The sequence below is a fragment of the Neobacillus drentensis genome (genome assembly GCF_036966985.1).
Lineage (GTDB): Bacteria > Bacillota > Bacilli > Bacillales > Cytobacillaceae > Neobacillus > Neobacillus drentensis_E.
Map to the genome: position 1 here is coordinate 1 of NZ_JBALSN010000052.1, position 17,248 is coordinate 17,248.

Annotated in this window: 10 protein-coding genes; all 10 read right to left on the reverse strand. The window is 39.7% G+C overall.

Features of this window, described 5'->3' with window-relative positions; all coding sequences use genetic code 11:
• A partial coding sequence (locus V7659_RS03805) for a LamG-like jellyroll fold domain-containing protein (protein WP_335538218.1) occupies window positions 1-2,239 on the reverse strand: 2,239 nt, incomplete at its 3' end.
• 200 nt (window positions 2,240-2,439) lie between these two features.
• Entirely contained in the window at window positions 2,440-7,806 is a 5,367-nt protein-coding gene (locus V7659_RS03810) for a GH32 C-terminal domain-containing protein (RefSeq protein ID WP_335538219.1), read from the reverse strand.
• Between the two features lie 126 nt (window positions 7,807-7,932).
• The gene (locus tag V7659_RS03815) at window positions 7,933-8,541 is read right to left on the reverse strand and encodes a YesL family protein (protein WP_335538221.1); all 609 of its coding nucleotides are present in this window, start codon (window positions 8,539-8,541) and stop codon (window positions 7,933-7,935) included.
• Between the two features lie 33 nt (window positions 8,542-8,574).
• The gene (locus V7659_RS03820) at window positions 8,575-10,071 is read right to left on the reverse strand and encodes a glycoside hydrolase family 32 protein (RefSeq protein WP_335538223.1); all 1,497 of its coding nucleotides are present in this window, start codon (window positions 10,069-10,071) and stop codon (window positions 8,575-8,577) included.
• Between the two features lie 24 nt (window positions 10,072-10,095).
• Complete coding sequence (locus V7659_RS03825) at window positions 10,096-11,058, reverse strand: PfkB family carbohydrate kinase (protein ID WP_335538225.1); 963 nt, start codon at window positions 11,056-11,058, stop codon at window positions 10,096-10,098.
• Between the two features lie 70 nt (window positions 11,059-11,128).
• Window positions 11,129-12,769, reverse strand: coding sequence for an ABC transporter substrate-binding protein (locus tag V7659_RS03830; protein WP_335538226.1), 1,641 nt, complete (start codon window positions 12,767-12,769; stop codon window positions 11,129-11,131).
• An 84-nt stretch (window positions 12,770-12,853) separates the two neighbouring features.
• Entirely contained in the window at window positions 12,854-13,768 is a 915-nt protein-coding gene (locus tag V7659_RS03835) for a carbohydrate ABC transporter permease (RefSeq protein ID WP_251026625.1), read from the reverse strand.
• A gap of 18 nt (window positions 13,769-13,786) precedes the next feature.
• Complete coding sequence (locus V7659_RS03840; protein ID WP_335538229.1) at window positions 13,787-14,743, reverse strand: ABC transporter permease; 957 nt, start codon at window positions 14,741-14,743, stop codon at window positions 13,787-13,789.
• Window positions 14,744-15,040: 297 nt separating this feature from the next.
• A complete protein-coding gene (locus V7659_RS03845; RefSeq protein ID WP_335538231.1) occupies window positions 15,041-16,015 on the reverse strand; it encodes a LacI family DNA-binding transcriptional regulator in 975 nt (324 codons plus the stop codon).
• A 205-nt stretch (window positions 16,016-16,220) separates the two neighbouring features.
• A complete protein-coding gene (locus V7659_RS03850; RefSeq protein WP_335538233.1) occupies window positions 16,221-16,952 on the reverse strand; it encodes a Cof-type HAD-IIB family hydrolase in 732 nt (243 codons plus the stop codon).
• Window positions 16,953-17,248 lie beyond the last annotated feature (296 nt).

Below are 17,248 nucleotides of genomic sequence, written 5' to 3' on the forward strand. Positions count from 1 at the left end.
CAATCGATTTATCAACAAATAGGCGTACCCTTAAGATATCGTCTTCAAGGTTTAGCGCACCACCTTGAATTCCCTTTTCAATTTCAGGATTTTTACTTGAATGCTGGCGGTCAATATGAATGGTTTTCCTTTCATTATCATAAAAAATACTGGTTTCTTCCTGTTCATTTGGGTCTGTTAATATTTTTAAACCGGCTGCTTTCGTNNTATTGGAAACATCGAATTCCAACTCGATTTCGAATTGATCGCTTTTGATTTTTCGAAGCTGTTTATTTGCTTCATCCATTGTAACATTTTGGGCGGATGCCAGTTCTTCTCTTCGAAGTGACTGCACCTCTTCAATAGGACGAATTCCAAGAGTTTGCTTATCATTTAAATAGATTTCGAGCGGCAGCCCAGCCCCGTGTGCCCATCCTGATTGATATTTTTCCCTTTCCGAACGCCTGTCTTGCAAAATACTTGTCACGATGGTACGGCCTTTCCCATCTGTAAAACCTTGTGCTCCTGTAAAATGTTCACCATAATCAAACAGTTTAGGCTCCTCATGTTCAGGGATAAACTCCAACCGATCTGGGTCCCAAGTCCCGATCCAATAAAATGTAAAACGAGCTGCATCCGGACTAGGGGACATAAAATAAGGACTGATCATGAATACATATTTTTGTTCACCAGTATCCTTGTTTTTAATCGGAACTAAAAATGGCAGTTCCCATACATCTCCTGTACGCGGATATTTCACTTTATCACCTATCATCAATGGTTTTTCATACTTCCAGTGTTCAAGATCTTCTGAGGTATAGAGTAAAGCGGTTCCTCCTGCCTCTTTTATTCCCGAGCCGACAAGCTGGTACCATTTGTCTCCATCTTTCCATACGTAGGGATCACGAAATTGTCCAAACAATACCTTTCCTTTTGGTGTTTCCATATTTTCCTCTTGTACTGTTACAGGGTTAGAATTCATGGTCCAATGTTTTAAGTTGACATCATTTGCCTCTTCTGGCCGTGCCATACCAGTCATTTGATTCGGCTTCATTTCATCGTGTCCTGCTGTGTAAAATAGAACTGGTCCCCCCTTTTCGTCATATGTGGCACTTCCGGACCAAACGCCATCCCTGGCTGCTGTTCCCTCTGTTGGACTTAAAGCAACGGGACGATCTTCCCAATGAATCATGTCTTTACTTGTAGCATGCCCCCAATGAATCTGATGCCAAAAAGGACCAGCAGGATTAAACTGATAAAATAAATGGTATTTTCCGTTATAGTAAATCGGTGCATGTGGTTCATTCATCCAATGCTGTGGAGCAGTAAAATGATAATTAGGACGATAGCGGTCTCCTTTATAAACCGTTCGATTAAATGAAGTATCTGGTATCGGCAGTTTATTGTTCCAGCCGTTAATGGCTTCTTCATAGTGTCGTTTAATTGATTCATTACTAAATACTTTGTTGTATAGGGAAACATTGTCCATTAATCCATTAAACATATTAACTTGGAAAACCTCAGACACAGCGACTGCCTGATTATGTTTTCCAACAAGTAACGGCGTATGAGCTGCTGGTGTAAACTCACTATTCGGAGGTACTGCTTTTTCTTGAATGAGCACACCGTTTAAATAAAGTGAGACTTTAGTTGTTTCTTTATCAAATTGTGCAACAACATGAGACCATTGATCTTTCGGCAAAATGTTCCCTTCTGGCGACCAAATTTCCTGCCATTCCCCGTTTATGGCAAGCTGAAACGTGATATATCCATGCCGTCCCATTCCGAGCATAAATCCCTGTTGATTTCCTTTATCCTGTTGATTGATAATCACGGAGGGCTGTCCATTGTCGCCCCATTCATAGGCTCTCGGGGCAACCCATGCTTCAATGGAAAAAGACCCAGCTGGGTTATGAACCTTTTCTGAAGGAATTTCCAGCCAATTGGAATATCCATCAAATAATAGTGCTTTACCGCTAATGCCGTTTTTCCATTCCGGATTTGATGTTAATGCATAATGAATAACAGACGACACAGATTGGGCATGATCACGAGTGACGTTACCATCCCCTTCATCAAATCCCCACTGATGGAGAGCACGATTACTAAGCACCAGGTCTAAAGGTTGATCCTTCTTTTGATTGATATTGGTTGTTTCTAATCTGGTGTTCACCTGTTTTTTGATTAAAACTCCTGTAATCGTCAGGAAGCATACTGCTAAAACAAGCAGCCGCATCCATATAATCCTCTTCTTTTTCATCTTAAAAACTCCTTATCTAGGTACAGTGTATTCAACCTTAATAACAAAAAAAGACCTAAAATGGGTAAGGACATATACACAAAGGTATCTTCTGTCCTTCACTCATTTTAGGTCTTGCCTGCTAACCAGTCACAATCCTGCAATATTGAATTTCACATGATTATTCTAGGTTATTTGATTCTATCTATCAAGGTAAGATTTTACCTTTTTATGGCCGCAGGTACATTTACATCATCAATATTAATATGTCCCCATCCGCCAGTTTCATAGTCTACAACTTTGATGTATAGCTCTTCTCCTATATAATCCGAAGCATCCCAGTTAACTCTTCGATAGGCTTCCCAGTTACCACCCGTTTCCTTCATTAACTCTTTGCCGTCTGAAGCTCTTACCAGTGCTAGATAAAGTCTGTCGATATTAGCACCGCCGCCAATTAGGAAATCGATTTTTCCGTTTCCACCTAACACAAAGTTCTCCGATTTTAACACTCCTGTCAATGAATCCCCGCCTTTTTCTCCATTAAAACCCCATAAATGGTATCGTTCCGGGTCGATTCGGTCTGAGGCTTGGTTAAACGGTCCGCCCCATCCCCAATCGTTTGCCTTGGAAACGTGTTCATTGCTAAAAGCTTTCCCTTCTACAACAGTCCATCCTGTTAAATCACCTGATTGGAAATCATGATTTTGCAATTCTGTACTTTCTGGAATTGGATCTCCGCCGCCATTCGATTCAGGCCAATAGGCTGGAACCATTTCCCCGTATGCGGAACCCATTTCCCATACCTTCATCGATACCACTTTCGCCTTTCCGCCACTACTCCATAACTCAAGGCCCAGTGCATCGGAAAGGGTTGGATATACACGTGATGTGATACTTTTTTTGCCATTCGCATAGGCTTCTATCATGGACCGGTCCAGATAAATATGAAGCTTGAGATTTTCTTTCCCAATCTTAAGCCCTCCGCCCTGTATTCCTTTTTGGATATCCGGATCCAGACTGGATTTGTTTCGATCAATGTTTAGTGATTGTTTTTCAACATCATAGAATAGTAATGTTTCTTCCTCGCCATTTGCTGACTTTCTAGCTTTTAGCCCCACTTGTTTTGCAGAGGCTGGATTGATTTCCAGTTGAATTTCCAACAGATCACCTTTAACATTTGTTAATAATTCATTGGCTTTATCTGTATTTTCATTCTTGATTGAAACAAGTTCCTTTTTCCTTAAGGAATCTAATTCGGAAATTGGTTTAATCCCTAATCCACCTTCTGAAGTTAATGAAAGCTCAAGCGGTAGCCCTGCATTATGAGCCCAGCCGGCATCGTAATGCTGCTGCTCCGTCCGGCGGTCCTGTGCAATACTAAAGAGAATCGAACGTCCCTTTCCATCAACCATTCCGCTTGGTCCTGTAAAGTGTTCACCATAATCAAATTGTTTCGGTTCCTCGTGGTCAGGAACAAACTCTAATTTTTCTTTATCCCATGTTCCAATCCAATACCAAACATATTTGACATTGTGTGGACTGTACCCATCAAACCAAGGATTGAAAAAGAAGACATATTTTTCAACGCCTTTTGCATCTTTACCTAATGGCAGGAACACTGGCAACTCCCAAACCTGGCCTGTTTTCGGGTTTTCCTTATAATTGCCGACAATCAGTGGCTTTTTGTATTCCCAATCTTTCAGGTTCTTAGAGGTATAAAGAAGTGCAGTTCCCCCCGCTCCTTTAATACCAGAACCAACAAGCTGGTACCATGTATCTCCATCTTTCCAAACATACGGATCACGGAATTGCCCGTACCATACCTCCCCTTCTTTTGCCGTCAGGTTTGGCGCTTGAACCGTAACTGGTTTCTCGTACATGGACCATTCTTTCAAATTCGGGTCCCCGGGATCCTTACTCGTTGCAAGACCCGTCATTTGATTTGGAACCTTTTTATCATCCCCGGCTGTAAAAAATAACACCGGATTCCCATTACCATCAACAGTTGATCCGCCTGACCAAACACCATCAGGCGCAACGGAGTTCCCATCAGGTGCAAGTGCGATCGGTTCATCCTTCCAATGAACCATATCCTCACTTACAGAATGCCCCCAATGAATTTGATGCCAATATGGGCCTTGGGGATTATTTTGATAGAATAGATGATATTTCCCATTATAGTAGAACGGTGCATGAGGCTCGTTCATCCAATGCTCCGGTGCAATAAAATGATATTGCGGCCGGTACCGGTCGCCATCATATCTGCTCCGATCTGGTGCCAAATCAGGTATTGGAAGTTTATGATTTTCAAAACTACTTAAATACGAATCATAATTCTCTTTAATTTTTTCACCAGAAAGAGAAAGGTTATGCATTTTTAACTCGTCCATCATTCCATTAAACATATTGGCAGTGAAAGCTCCGTTAACCAGAGCGGCGTTATTATGTTTTCCGATTACTAAATCATTTGAAGATGGTGTGATGGTTCCTTTTGGTGTGGCCGTCTCCCCCACCAATTCACCATTTAAATATAGCTTCATTTTTTGCTCGGCCTTATCGAAGGTGGCAACGATATACGACCATTTATTTTTTTCAAGAGGCTTGTCGTCGGCTGCCCAGACTTCCTTCCATTCGCCGTTAACACTTGCCTGAAATGACCATTTCCCGTGCCGACCCATCCCAAGGATATAGCCTTCGCTTGCGGCTTTATTGTGTTGGTTTACAATAGCCGACAATTGGCCGAGATCGCCCCACTCATAAGATCTTGGTGCGACCCATGCTTCAATCGTGAGGGCATCCGTAGGCTTTATAACCTGATCGGAAGGCCTCGTAATCCAGGTGGAATATCCGTCGAACAATAATGCCTTGTTGCGGATGCCATCCCTCCATAAAGGATCGGTCGATGGCTTGTATAAAGCTTTCGTAAACACATAGGAAATAGGGTCTGCCATTCCTCTGACAAAGTCTTTTGTTTTGGTTCCACTGCCTTCATCCAATGGCCAGTTTGCTATGATGCCGGTATTTTTTACATGAAAGTCATCTACGTTAATATGGCCCCATCCACCTGTCGCATGGTCCACCACTTTGATGTAGACTTTTTCCCCCAAGTAATTGGCTGCATCCCACTTTACCCGAGTATAAGCTTCGCTTTCTTTCCAGTTGGTATTAGTTGCTTTGATTAATTCTTTATCATCTGAGGCCCTGACCAAGGCCACATATAATTTGTCTATGTCATTACCGCCGCCGATAAGGAAATGAATTTGACCATTACCTGCCAGGGTAAAGTTTGCTGATTTTAAAATTCCCGTTTGTCCGTCTCCTCCATCTTTAGCTCCCCATAGATGGTATTGGTTATGGTGATTAAACGGACCACCCCATCCCCAATCTTTATCCGCTGTAACATCCTGATTACTAAAAGCATCACCATCAACAATGGTCCAGCCTTTTAAATCACCTGTCTCAAAATCAGGATTTTGGATATCATCAGTTATCTCTGGGTCATTATTAAAAACATGAAAATCATCGACATTGATGTGCCCAAATCCGCCAGAATGATAGTCAACAACTTTCATATACAATGCCTCTCCGATATATTCTGATGCATCCCAACTGACTCTTCGATAGGCTTCTGTATTTGATCCAGTTGCTTTAAAAAGCTCTTTTCCATCTGAAGCCCGAACTAAGGCAACATATAGCTTATTTATATCCTGCCCCCCGCCAACAAGGAAATCAATCATTCCATTCCCGCCAAGTTTGAATACAGTAGATTTCATTACACCCGTGCGAAAATCAGCATTTGCATCATTGGCTGCCCCGGCAAATCCCCAAACATGGTAGGTTCCTTGTTGCTGAAAAGGACCACCCCAGAAGCTTGTAACATTGGATACTGGATGATCCAATGCGGATCCTGCTTCTGTCCATCCTGATAGATTGCCAGTCTCAAAATCTGGATTTTCAATCTCATTTCGCAGACTTCCTCCATCAACGGCGATTTTGTCTATGTTTGAGACAAAAGAAGCCTGGTTCAAATCATATACCATTAATGATTTAAGTTGTACTTCCCCGCTGGTTGTGTAAAGTTCAAGAGATTGATTTTTAGGATCGGGGAAGATTTGATCTGTTATTACTGCCTGACCATCATTGCCAAATACTTCAACAGATGCCCGGTCAACTATTAGATGGATTTTAACGGTTTGATTAATGGCTGCTAACGGAGCCTCCTGTTTTGCGGCGAATTGCGCGTTGAAACTCGTTTTACCAGCATTGGAACGGTCAACAAACAATTTTTTGTTGAGAGCATCATAACCAATCTTTGTCTGCCCGCTTTCGCCTTTTCGAATGTTAAAACCAAACTCGGTGGCCGTCGCAGAATTCAAATCAAATTCAGCCGTAATCTCATAGGCATCTCCTGTTAAATTCGAAAGCAGATTTTCTCCCGGAGATATCACTTTATTCTCGATATCTTGTGGATTACCCCTAAGTCTTTCGAACTCACCTGCAGGTTTTTGTTTAAGACGAATCCCTTCACCTTCAACCGTTGATAAGGCAAGTTCACGCGGGGTCGACATCGTTCCTCTGAATGAGGATGTTGGAATGTCCTGCCCATATTTCCAATTATTCATCCACCCGAGCCATAAACGGCGTCCATCAGGGACATCACTCCATGAAACAGCTGCATAAAAATCAGCCCCATAATCGGCCCATAGGACTTTACTCGGATCATTGGCATTGGTGAAGGTTTTCCCATCAAAATCACCAATAAAATACTGCATCCCCGAACCGCCGGCAGGGGCCCCTTCACTGATACTGACAGCTAATACCCACTTCTTCTTAGTTGGATCTCCATCAACCGGAAGGGCAAATAAATCCGGACATTCCCATGTTCCCTTATGGGAGCCGTCTTGGTTTCCAAATTCACTTACTTTCGTCCATTTTTTTAAATCTGGCGATTGATAAAAATAAACCCGGTCACCAGCTGAAATCACCATAATCCACTTCTTTGTTTCCTCATGCCAAAATACCTTCGGATCCCGGAATACATCAATCCCCTCTGGCATAGGGATAATTGGATTTCCTTCATACTTTGTCCAAGTACGGCCCTTATCGTTGCTGTAAGCTAAACTTTGAACTTGATGACCACCTTTTTCCTGAGTAAATACAGCAACCATCGGCGGTTTCGAATCTTTTCCGAATCCAGTCGTATTGTTCCAATCCACAACTGCACTCCCTGACCAGATAAAACCTTTTTCATCTGGATAAAGACCGATCGGCAGGTATTCCCAATTGACCAAGTCTTTACTTACCGCATGTCCCCAATACATCGGTCCCCACTTTGGTTCAGTAGGATTATGCTGATAAAACAGATGATACTCCCCATCGTAATACACCATGCCGTTGGGATCATTCATCCAGTTTTTTTCCGGAGAAAAATGAAATTTGGACCGATATGGTTCATTTTCGCCATCAACAGACGAACTGGATGATACACTAGTTTCCGCTTTACTAGAAACAGCGGGCATAAACAGCGAAATCATTAATGAAAAAATGATCATAATCGATATTCCTTGATTTTTTATCTTTTGTTTCAACCCTGTTCCCCTCCAACATTTATTTATCACTACTATCCAAGCAAATAGAATACGCTTACAAATCAACTTATAAGAATGGGTGCTAATATGTATTGTTTAAGTGCACCCTAGAATAATTTTTAATCTTCAGTTTGTTCCCTTCATGTTTAGCAACTGGTTAAACCATAATTGACATAAGTAATAAACTGCATATGCTGAGAGACTGCCGATGATGAAAATCGTAGCTGGATAAAAATAGAAAAGGGCAGTACCCGCCCCAACAATTATCAATAAAAGAATCGTTAAGACCGGGTTCATAAGGGAAAAGAGAAAGGCATTTTGAATAATGTGCTTAAAGCTTAGTTCAAAATGGACCATAATCGGAAATAGATAAATGGAGATCGAACTAAACAACAAAATGCCAATGACTAAGATGATATACAGAATGAGGTGACCAACAGAACTGCTTGGATCTATAAGCCTATAATCAAAATATAAGAAACAGGCAAGTACCGACCAAATAATCGAGATAATAAAGCTTTGTTTGAAATTTCCTTTAAAAATTTTTAAAAAGCTTTTTAAAATACTTTCTGTTTCCTTTTGTAAAATTCGTTTGCGGACAACGCCAAACATGGCTGCTGTTGCAGGAAAAAAGGTTATTAAGGGGAGCGAAGTAATGACCCATAGTAAATTTAAAAGAAATAAATCCACCATTGTATTCAAGGTATTAAATAATCTGTTGTTTAAACCATTCATTAATCTCATTCCCCCTATTACCTTTTCACTACATTATCGCCAAGTAGATTTTAACGAATAAAACTCTAACGAGTGTAACTTAATCTCTCCATGTTTTACATAGAGCTCCAATTGCTTATTTTCTTGATTTGGGAAGATCAAGTCCGTTATAACGGACTTTCCATTATTTCCAAACAATTCAACAGACGACTGGTCAACAAAAACATGTAGAGTGATCTTATTATTTTCTGGTAGTAGATAGCACTCATGTTTTCCTGCGAAGGCCTCATGGAAAGCAGCCTCTCCCGAATTAGTTCGATCTATAAATAATGTGTGGTTTTCTACATCAAATCCAATAATTGTTTCTTCATTGGCTCCCTTACAAACCTTGAACCCAAATTCCGTTGCGGTTCCAATTTCAAACTCGGCAATGATTTCAAATGTATTACTATTCACATTTTCTAAAAGATTTTTACCGGGTACAACCACTTCGTTTTGAATTAAGATTTTTTCATCACGAATATCTCGTAACTCACAAACCGGTTTTTGTACAAGCCGAATCCCTTCTTCAGTTTTATTTAGCTCAAGTACTCTAGGAATCGTCATTGCACTTCGCCATTCTTTTGTAGGAGTAACATTTGCATATTGCCAGTTGCTCATCCAGCCAATATAAATCCTTCTTCCGTCTTCAGCCGGAACATCAGACCAGCTAACGCCCGCATAATTATCGCGTCCATGATCAATCCAAAGGGTCGTTTCAGGTTTGTATTCGTTGAAAAAAGTTTTACCATCAAAATCGCCAATAAAATATTGCGTTCTGGATCCTTCTTCATATTTTGAATCATTGCCAATGCTAACAAATAGCACCCATTTTTTCTGATTGGAATCCCCATCAACAGTTAATTCAAAAAGGTCGGGGCACTCCCAGACACCCTGATGTGAGCCATGTCCTTCTCCAAATTCACTGGCAAACTCCCATGAAGTTAAATTTTGGGAAGTATAAATTCTAACCGTTTGACCTGCGGCTAATACCATGACCCATTGATTAGTTTCACGATGCCAGAACACTTTTGGATCACGAAAATCAATGATATTTTCTTCTTGCAGAACAGGGTTCCCCTCATATTTTACCCATGTGCGTCCATTGTCTTTGCTATAGGCAAGACTCTGCCTTTGTCGTGGACGATCCGAATCAGGGTATGTATCCGCATGTGTGAAAATCGCCACTAACCCTGATTTCCCTTCAAAGAAACCGCTAGTGTCGTTCCAATCTACGACTGCACTACCTGAGAAAATCGTACCATGCTCATCTGGTGCCAAACCAATCGGGAGGTGTTCCCAGTGAACAAGATCTTTACTTACCGCATGTCCCCAATGCATGGGACCCCATGTTGTTCCATTGGGATGATATTGATAAAATAAGTGATATTCCCCGTTATAAAACACCATCCCATTTGGGTCATTCATCCATTGACGCACTGGAGTGAAGTGATACTGTGGACGGTATTTTTCGGTATAATATTGTTGTTTTTCTAAGACGTTGTTTTTCATTTTTCCGTTCTTCCTTTCTTCCGTTTAGGTATTCTTTTTTAAAAACCTTTCAACTTGCTCGATAGTTGGAATACTAGGAATTCCACCTTTTCCTTTTGTCGTTAGGGCACCTACTGCATTAGCAAAAGTGACCATTTTCTCTAAATCTGCTGCATGTAAACGATCTAATGGTTTATTCATTTCAAGGATTTGATACAATACACCGCCAACAAAAGCATCCCCTGCTCCCGTTGTATCAACAGCGCTTACTTGAAACCCTTCTTTACTGCCATTTGTAGTTTTGCTTCGGTAAAAACAGCCTTCTGACCCTAAGGTCACAAAAATAACGGCTGTTCCAAATTGTTCCTGTAAAGCTTCTGTTCCTTTTAACACATCACGAGAACCTGTTAAAAATTCTAATTCTTCCTCAGAAATCTTCACGATATCTGCATATTCAAATCCCTTTAAAATCTGCCGCTTTGCATCATCAAGTGACCGCCATAAAGGAATTCGCAAATTAGGATCATATGAAATTAATACTTTATGTTTTTTTGCAAAGTGCAGTGCGGTAAAAGTGGCTGTGGCTGAAGGCTCATTTGTTAAGGATAAGGAACCGAAATGAAAGATACAGGAATGTTTGATGGTATCTTCATTAATTTCAGCTTCTTCCAGCATGATATCGGCACCTGGATTCCGGTAAAAACTAAAGGAACGATCCCCTTTTTCATCTAAATGAACAAAAGCCAGTGTTGTATTAACCGTTTCCGAGAATAAGAGATTACTGGTATCAATGTTTTGAGTTTGTAAGACTCCCTTTAGCATATGGCCAAATCGATCTTGGCCCACTTTCCCAATAAACGCCGTTTTCTTATTTAATCTGGAGAGTGCCACAAGGACATTGGCCGGTGCTCCGCCAGGGTTTGTTTCAAATAAACCATTCCCCTTTTCCGAATGACCGGACGGAGTAAAATCAATTAATAACTCTCCTAAAGCCGTGACATCAAACATGTACATCATCCTATTTTGTATTTTTAAAAGGAAAGCCAGACGCGAAAGGATGTCTGGCTTATATTTAGGATTATTGCTTGTTATAGCGGTCTAATCCTTTTTGGTAAACTTTCATTAATTTATCAAGACCCATATCATTTAATTGCTTTACATAAGCATCCCATTCTTTTTCAATTCCGCCCTCGACCAACCATTGCGCTTCTTTTTGCTTCACAAACGCCTTAATTTCCGGCTCAATCGTATTAATCACTTCAAGTTCTTCAGGGCTAAAGAAGATCGATGGATAGTTTTCTTGTACCATATGCGGTTTATAATACTGGTTCAGAATTTGTAATCTTTCTTTCGCTCTTGGCTCCATGTCTACCACTTTGCCAAAGTGCTCCTTTAACACTACAAACGGACCGCCCGGAGCAACCTTTTGACGCAATTCACCCATTGCTACGCCTGCTGGAAGCTCTTTATTGACTAACATGCCATTCGCATCTTCCTCGTATATTTCACCGATTGGGCCCCAGTTGATTTGCGCAGACATCTTTGGCTCATACAACTGGTCAACCCAGCGCATCGTAATCTCAGGGTTCTTATTTGCTGAGGTAATCACAAAGGCATCTCTTCCATACTCAGAATAGTTTGAACGCCCAATGACAACTTTGCCATCTTTCCCTTTTAATGGAGGCAATACGACGTAATCTTTCACTCGATTGGTACCCACTACTTCCGTATTTTCCCACCAAATAAACGAGCCAAGTGTTGGATCCTGGGTTTTCCCTTTGGCAAATAGCTGCTCCGTCTTTTGGGTTACAACCTCAGGGTCAATTAAACCTTCTTTTACCCAGCTGTTATAATAATTAATTGCTTCTTTAAACTCTGGCTGAACCGCTGCATAAAGGACTTTTCCATCTCTTACAATACGGTGGTCAGCTTCAAATGAAGCATCCGGCACTCCGAATAAACCAATTAAATCTCCTTCATTACCGCACCAGCCGTTATACCAGAAAGTCAGCCCAATTTCATCTTTCTTACCGTTTCCGTTCGCATCCTTTTCGACAAATGCTTTTAACACATCATGATATTCTTCTAATGTCGTTGGCATTTGCAGACCCAGTTTATCTAACCATGTTTTATTTATGAACATAATGTTAGGCATTCCGATTAAATCCATTTCTTCTGCACGCGGCAGGGAATAAATATGTCCATCCGGTGCTGTTACAACTTTTTTCAAGTCTGGTCTTTGTTCAAATAATTTTTTTAAATTCGGGGCATATTCGTCAATTAAATCCTCTAATGGGACAATGGTACCATTCTGGCCATTTTGTACAAGATCATTATCGGAAAAACCTGACGCATAGAACGCATCTGGCAGGTCGCCACTTGCCAGCATTAAGTTTTTCTTTTCTTGGTATCCATCACCTGGTATGTTATTCCATTTAATTTGAACGTTTGTTGCTTTTTGAAGTCGATCAAAAATCACCATTTTGGAATAGTCGGGTGCGAGAGCTGCCTTTGGTGAAACAATGTTTAGCGTTACTTGTTTGTCGACAATCGGTAAACCTGTTTTATGAAAGGCAGCATCTGCTTTTTTATCGGAACTAGCTGAATCATTGTTTGAGCAGCCAGTTAATGCTAATGAAGCACTTAATCCTAAAACCAACGCCATTGCCATGCTCTTTTTCTTGTTTTTCTGAACATTTTTCCTGATTGATCGAATCATTTGTTTTTCCCCCTCTAGGATATTAATTGGATGGCAAACAATCAAATACGTCTACCATCACCCCCTTAATGCTGATCATTACTATTAACCTTTAATTCCGCCAATCATAACACCTTTTACAAAGTACTTCTGGACAAATGGATAGACGATTAAAAGCGGTATGGAAGCTACAATAATGACACCGTACTTAATTAGCTCAGACACTCTTTGTTTTGCTGCTAAAGAGTCCAAATCACTGATCATCATCGTCGAGCTCTGATTTTGAATTAAGATATTTCGTAAAATTAATTGCAATGGATATAAGTTTTCATTATTCAAATAGATTAACGCATCGAAATAGGAGTTCCAGTGCCCCACTGCATAAAATAGGACCATAACAGCCACTATCGGTTTTGATAAAGGAAGGACAATCTTCCAGAAGAATTTCACGTCCGAGCATCCATCTATTCGTGCTGCTTCTAATAACTCATTAGGAATAGAGGACTCAAAAAACGTTTTGGCCACAATGACGTTCCATACTGCAACAGCTTTTGGAAGGATCAGCGCCCACATAGTGTTAAGCAAACCAAGATTCTTAACAACCAGGTATGTAGGAATTAACCCGCCTGAGAAAAACATCGTCATGAGGAATAAAAACATAATCACATTTCTTCCATATAAATCTTTTCTTGATAATGCATAGGCAGCCATTAAGGTAAAAGAAACGTTTACAATCGTACCAACCACCGTATAGATGATGGAGTTCTTATAGCCCAGCCAAATCTTGCTGTCTCCAAAGATTCGCTGATACCCTTCCAAGGTCAGCTCTTTCGGCAATAGCCATACCTTTCCTTCGTAAATCATGTTTGGGTCACTGATAGAGGCAATTACAATAAAGTACAATGGATACACTACCAATAGTAAGATGATCGCGACCAGAAAAAAGTTAATAATATCAAAGACCTTATCTTCCTTCGATTTTCTTGTCATTCTCTTATTCTTTAAAGCTAATATACTCATTTATGCTGCACCTCCTTGTTACCATAATCCTGTTCCGGATAATTTTTTTGCAAACTTATTTACTAAGACTAATAAAACTAAGTTAATCACTGAATTAAACAATCCTACTGCGGCAGCAAAACTATATTGCGCCTGCTGTAACCCCATCTTATAAACATAGGTTGGGATAATCTCTGCTGCCGGCTGGTTCATTGGTGTTTGTAGCAGGTAAGCCTTTTCAAAACCAATATTCATAATGTTACCAACATTTAGGATTAATAGAATAACAGCCGTTGGCATAATCGCCGGAATATCCACATGAAAAATCCGCTGCCACTTATTTGCTCCATCCATTACCGCAGCCTCATGCAGTTCTGGGCTGACTCCTGCAAGCGCTGCTAGATATATAATCGCAGCCCATCCGGTTTCTTGCCAAACGCCTGAGGCAATATATAATGGTTTAAACCAATCAGGTTTTGCCATAAACGAAATCGGATCGCCGCCAAAAATCAGGATTATGTTATTAATAAGCCCATTGTTTGAAAAGAAGACATAAATCATCCCCGCTAAAACAACTACTGATATAAAATGCGGCGCATAAACAACTGTTTGAACAAACCGTTTGTACTTATCACTTCTAATTTGGTTCATCATGAGTGCTAGAAAAATTGGAAGCGGAAAACCAACGATAAGTTGTATAACGCTAAGACCAAGAGTATTTTTAATCAGGCTCCAAAATTGATAGGAATCAAAAAATCGCTCAAAATGTTTAAATCCAACCCACGGACTTCCCATAATTCCTTTTGTTGCAACAAAATCTTTAAAAGCAATTAATATTCCATACATCGGGACATAATGGAAAACAATAAAATAAACTAAAGCGGGTAAAAGAAATAAATAGAGCTGATAATTACTCAAGATTTTTTTTAGTTTTGATGCTTTTCTTGCTTGGATGGGTGAATCGATGATCGGATTTGCCTTCCTTGCCACTTCCATATTCTTGCCTCACTTTCAACAATGTTTTTTTTTTGACTAACATTTCAATTGAAACGTTTCCAACGATAGCTAAAAAAATTTGTGTTATCTAAACCGTTTCTTCCTTTCTTCACATCATAGGTATTCGATAAATCTCTTACTTGAACGCTTCATTGAAACGTTTCCAAAAGGAGTTAAAAAAATTATATATCTAAGGTTCCTCCCTCTCTGTGGCGAGAGGCATTTCATAGACCCTTATCCTCCAGCTTTTTAATTGAAACGTTTCCAACGAAGAGCTAAAAAAATTGCAAATAATAGCTAAGTTGTTTCGCCCTCTCTGTACATGACAGGGATTCGATAAATCTCTTGCTCCAGTGCTTCACCTTCAATCTTTCTTAAGAGAAGCTTTACAGACATTCTTGCCATTTCCTCAACCGGCTGCCGAATCGTTGATAGAATTGGATGAAACAGCTTATTATCCTGAATTCCATCATATCCGATTACTTTTACATCCTCAGGAGTCCGCAAGCCATTTTGTTTAGCTTTATCGATATAATTGGCGGCAAGTAGATCGGTATTGGCAAATATCCCGTCCACATCCTGATGTTCTTTTATTTTAAAGAAATTTTCGAAGTATTTTTCATCATTAAAAACAGCATCAAGCTCCTCGTAGATGATATATTCGATACCTTGAGCCTCTGCTTCATCGATAAATCCCTTTTTCCGAAGTTCAACCTCACTATAAACATCACTATAGGTTGCAAGATATGCGGCCTTTTTAGTTCCCACTTTCACAAGCTCTCTTACGGCAATGCGGCCGCCAGTGTAGTTATCCGAGGTTACGCATGTGATTTTTTTTCCAAAATGGCGGTCAATGCTGATAATCGGAATATCAGTACTCACACTATCTTCGATGTCATTGTAAGTGATTCCAATAATGCCTGCTACTTTATTCTGATTGAGCATATCTAAATAATAAAGCTCTTTGTCAGGTCTGCCCCCACTATTGCAAAGCATCAATTTATATCCTTCTCGGTCAAGCTCATCTTCGATATAATAGGCGAGCTCTGAGAAAAATGGATGCCATACACTCGGAATCACCAGCGCAACCATTGTTGATTTTTGCATTTTAAAGTTTCTTGCCACTTCATTAGGTATGTAATTTAATTGTTTGATCGCAGCATTCACTTTCTCCCGGGTTTCAGGCTTTACAGTTGGATGATTGTTTATGACTCGTGAAACAGTGCCAACCCCAACTCCTGCCAGTTCTGCAACATCTTTAATGCTTGGCACTACTACTACCTCCAGTAATAAAGCGATTTCATTTACTTATATTATTATCGCTTTGGAAACGTTTCATCGTTTCCATACACCTATAATATCATCCCTTTGGAAACGTTTCAATGTTTTTTTAGAAAAAATAATTTAATTTTCAGATTCCTTTTCAAGATAGAATGTATTTTTTTAATACCTCTCACACTCTCATCAGCAATTTGTTTTACTTGTTCCGGGAATTTCCCATGGCAATTCCTAGTCCGGCAAATTCGATCATATTCATATCGTTATAGTTGTCGCCTATTGCGATTATCTCGTTTTTTAGGATATCAAACTCTTCGCATAAAAATTCAATGGCAGAAGTTTTGGTTGTATGTTTAGGCATTATTTCTAAGTAGGTAGGTTTTGAAGGATAAATATTTAAATGATCAGAAGGATATTCTTTCATTGTTGTATCCAATTGTTGGATATCTGGGGATTCAGCCATACATAAAATTTTATTAGGTCCAGTACTTTCTTGCTCCCAAAAAGTAAAAAGGTTACTAAAATCGGAAATAGCAGGAGTAATACTGGTTATTTCTCTCTCTTGTTTTGCCCATTCATCCATTTCTTCTATATACCATTCATCATCCTTGTATAAACTGATATGGATGCCTAAGTTTTTAACAATAGTATACACCTTCTTTACATCTGAAACTGGTATCGTAATGTTCAATTGCAGATCACCATGATTCCAAATAAGAGCACCGCTGTAACAAATAATCGGCTGAACAATATTTAGCTCTTTCTGTAAGAACAACATACCTTTTGGCATTCTTGCAGAAACTAAGATGACTGGAATATGTTTTTCATTTGCGACATTCTGGATGACTTGTTTCGTTTTTTCCGTAATCTCATGCCTGGAATTCAGTAATGTCCCATCAATATCCAAACATACCATTTTGAAATTACCCATATGAATCCCCCTAGTCCTTAATAAAATATTTTTAGTCGGAATTTATAACAAGTGTCTAAATTTATAGTAAGCTAATATATCAATTATATCGTCGATTTGAAGATCATAAATGTATTGTCAATAAAAATTGGTTTTCTTCTTTAAGTTAACTAATTTTGTCCTTTTACCTTTATGAACTGACACATCTCATTACCTCGCTGTGAAACTGCTTCCAAATCCCCAGTCATGCGCGCCATGACATCTCCCACTTTTGTTCGATCATAAGTACTAAAATCCAATTGATGAAGACGAGTATA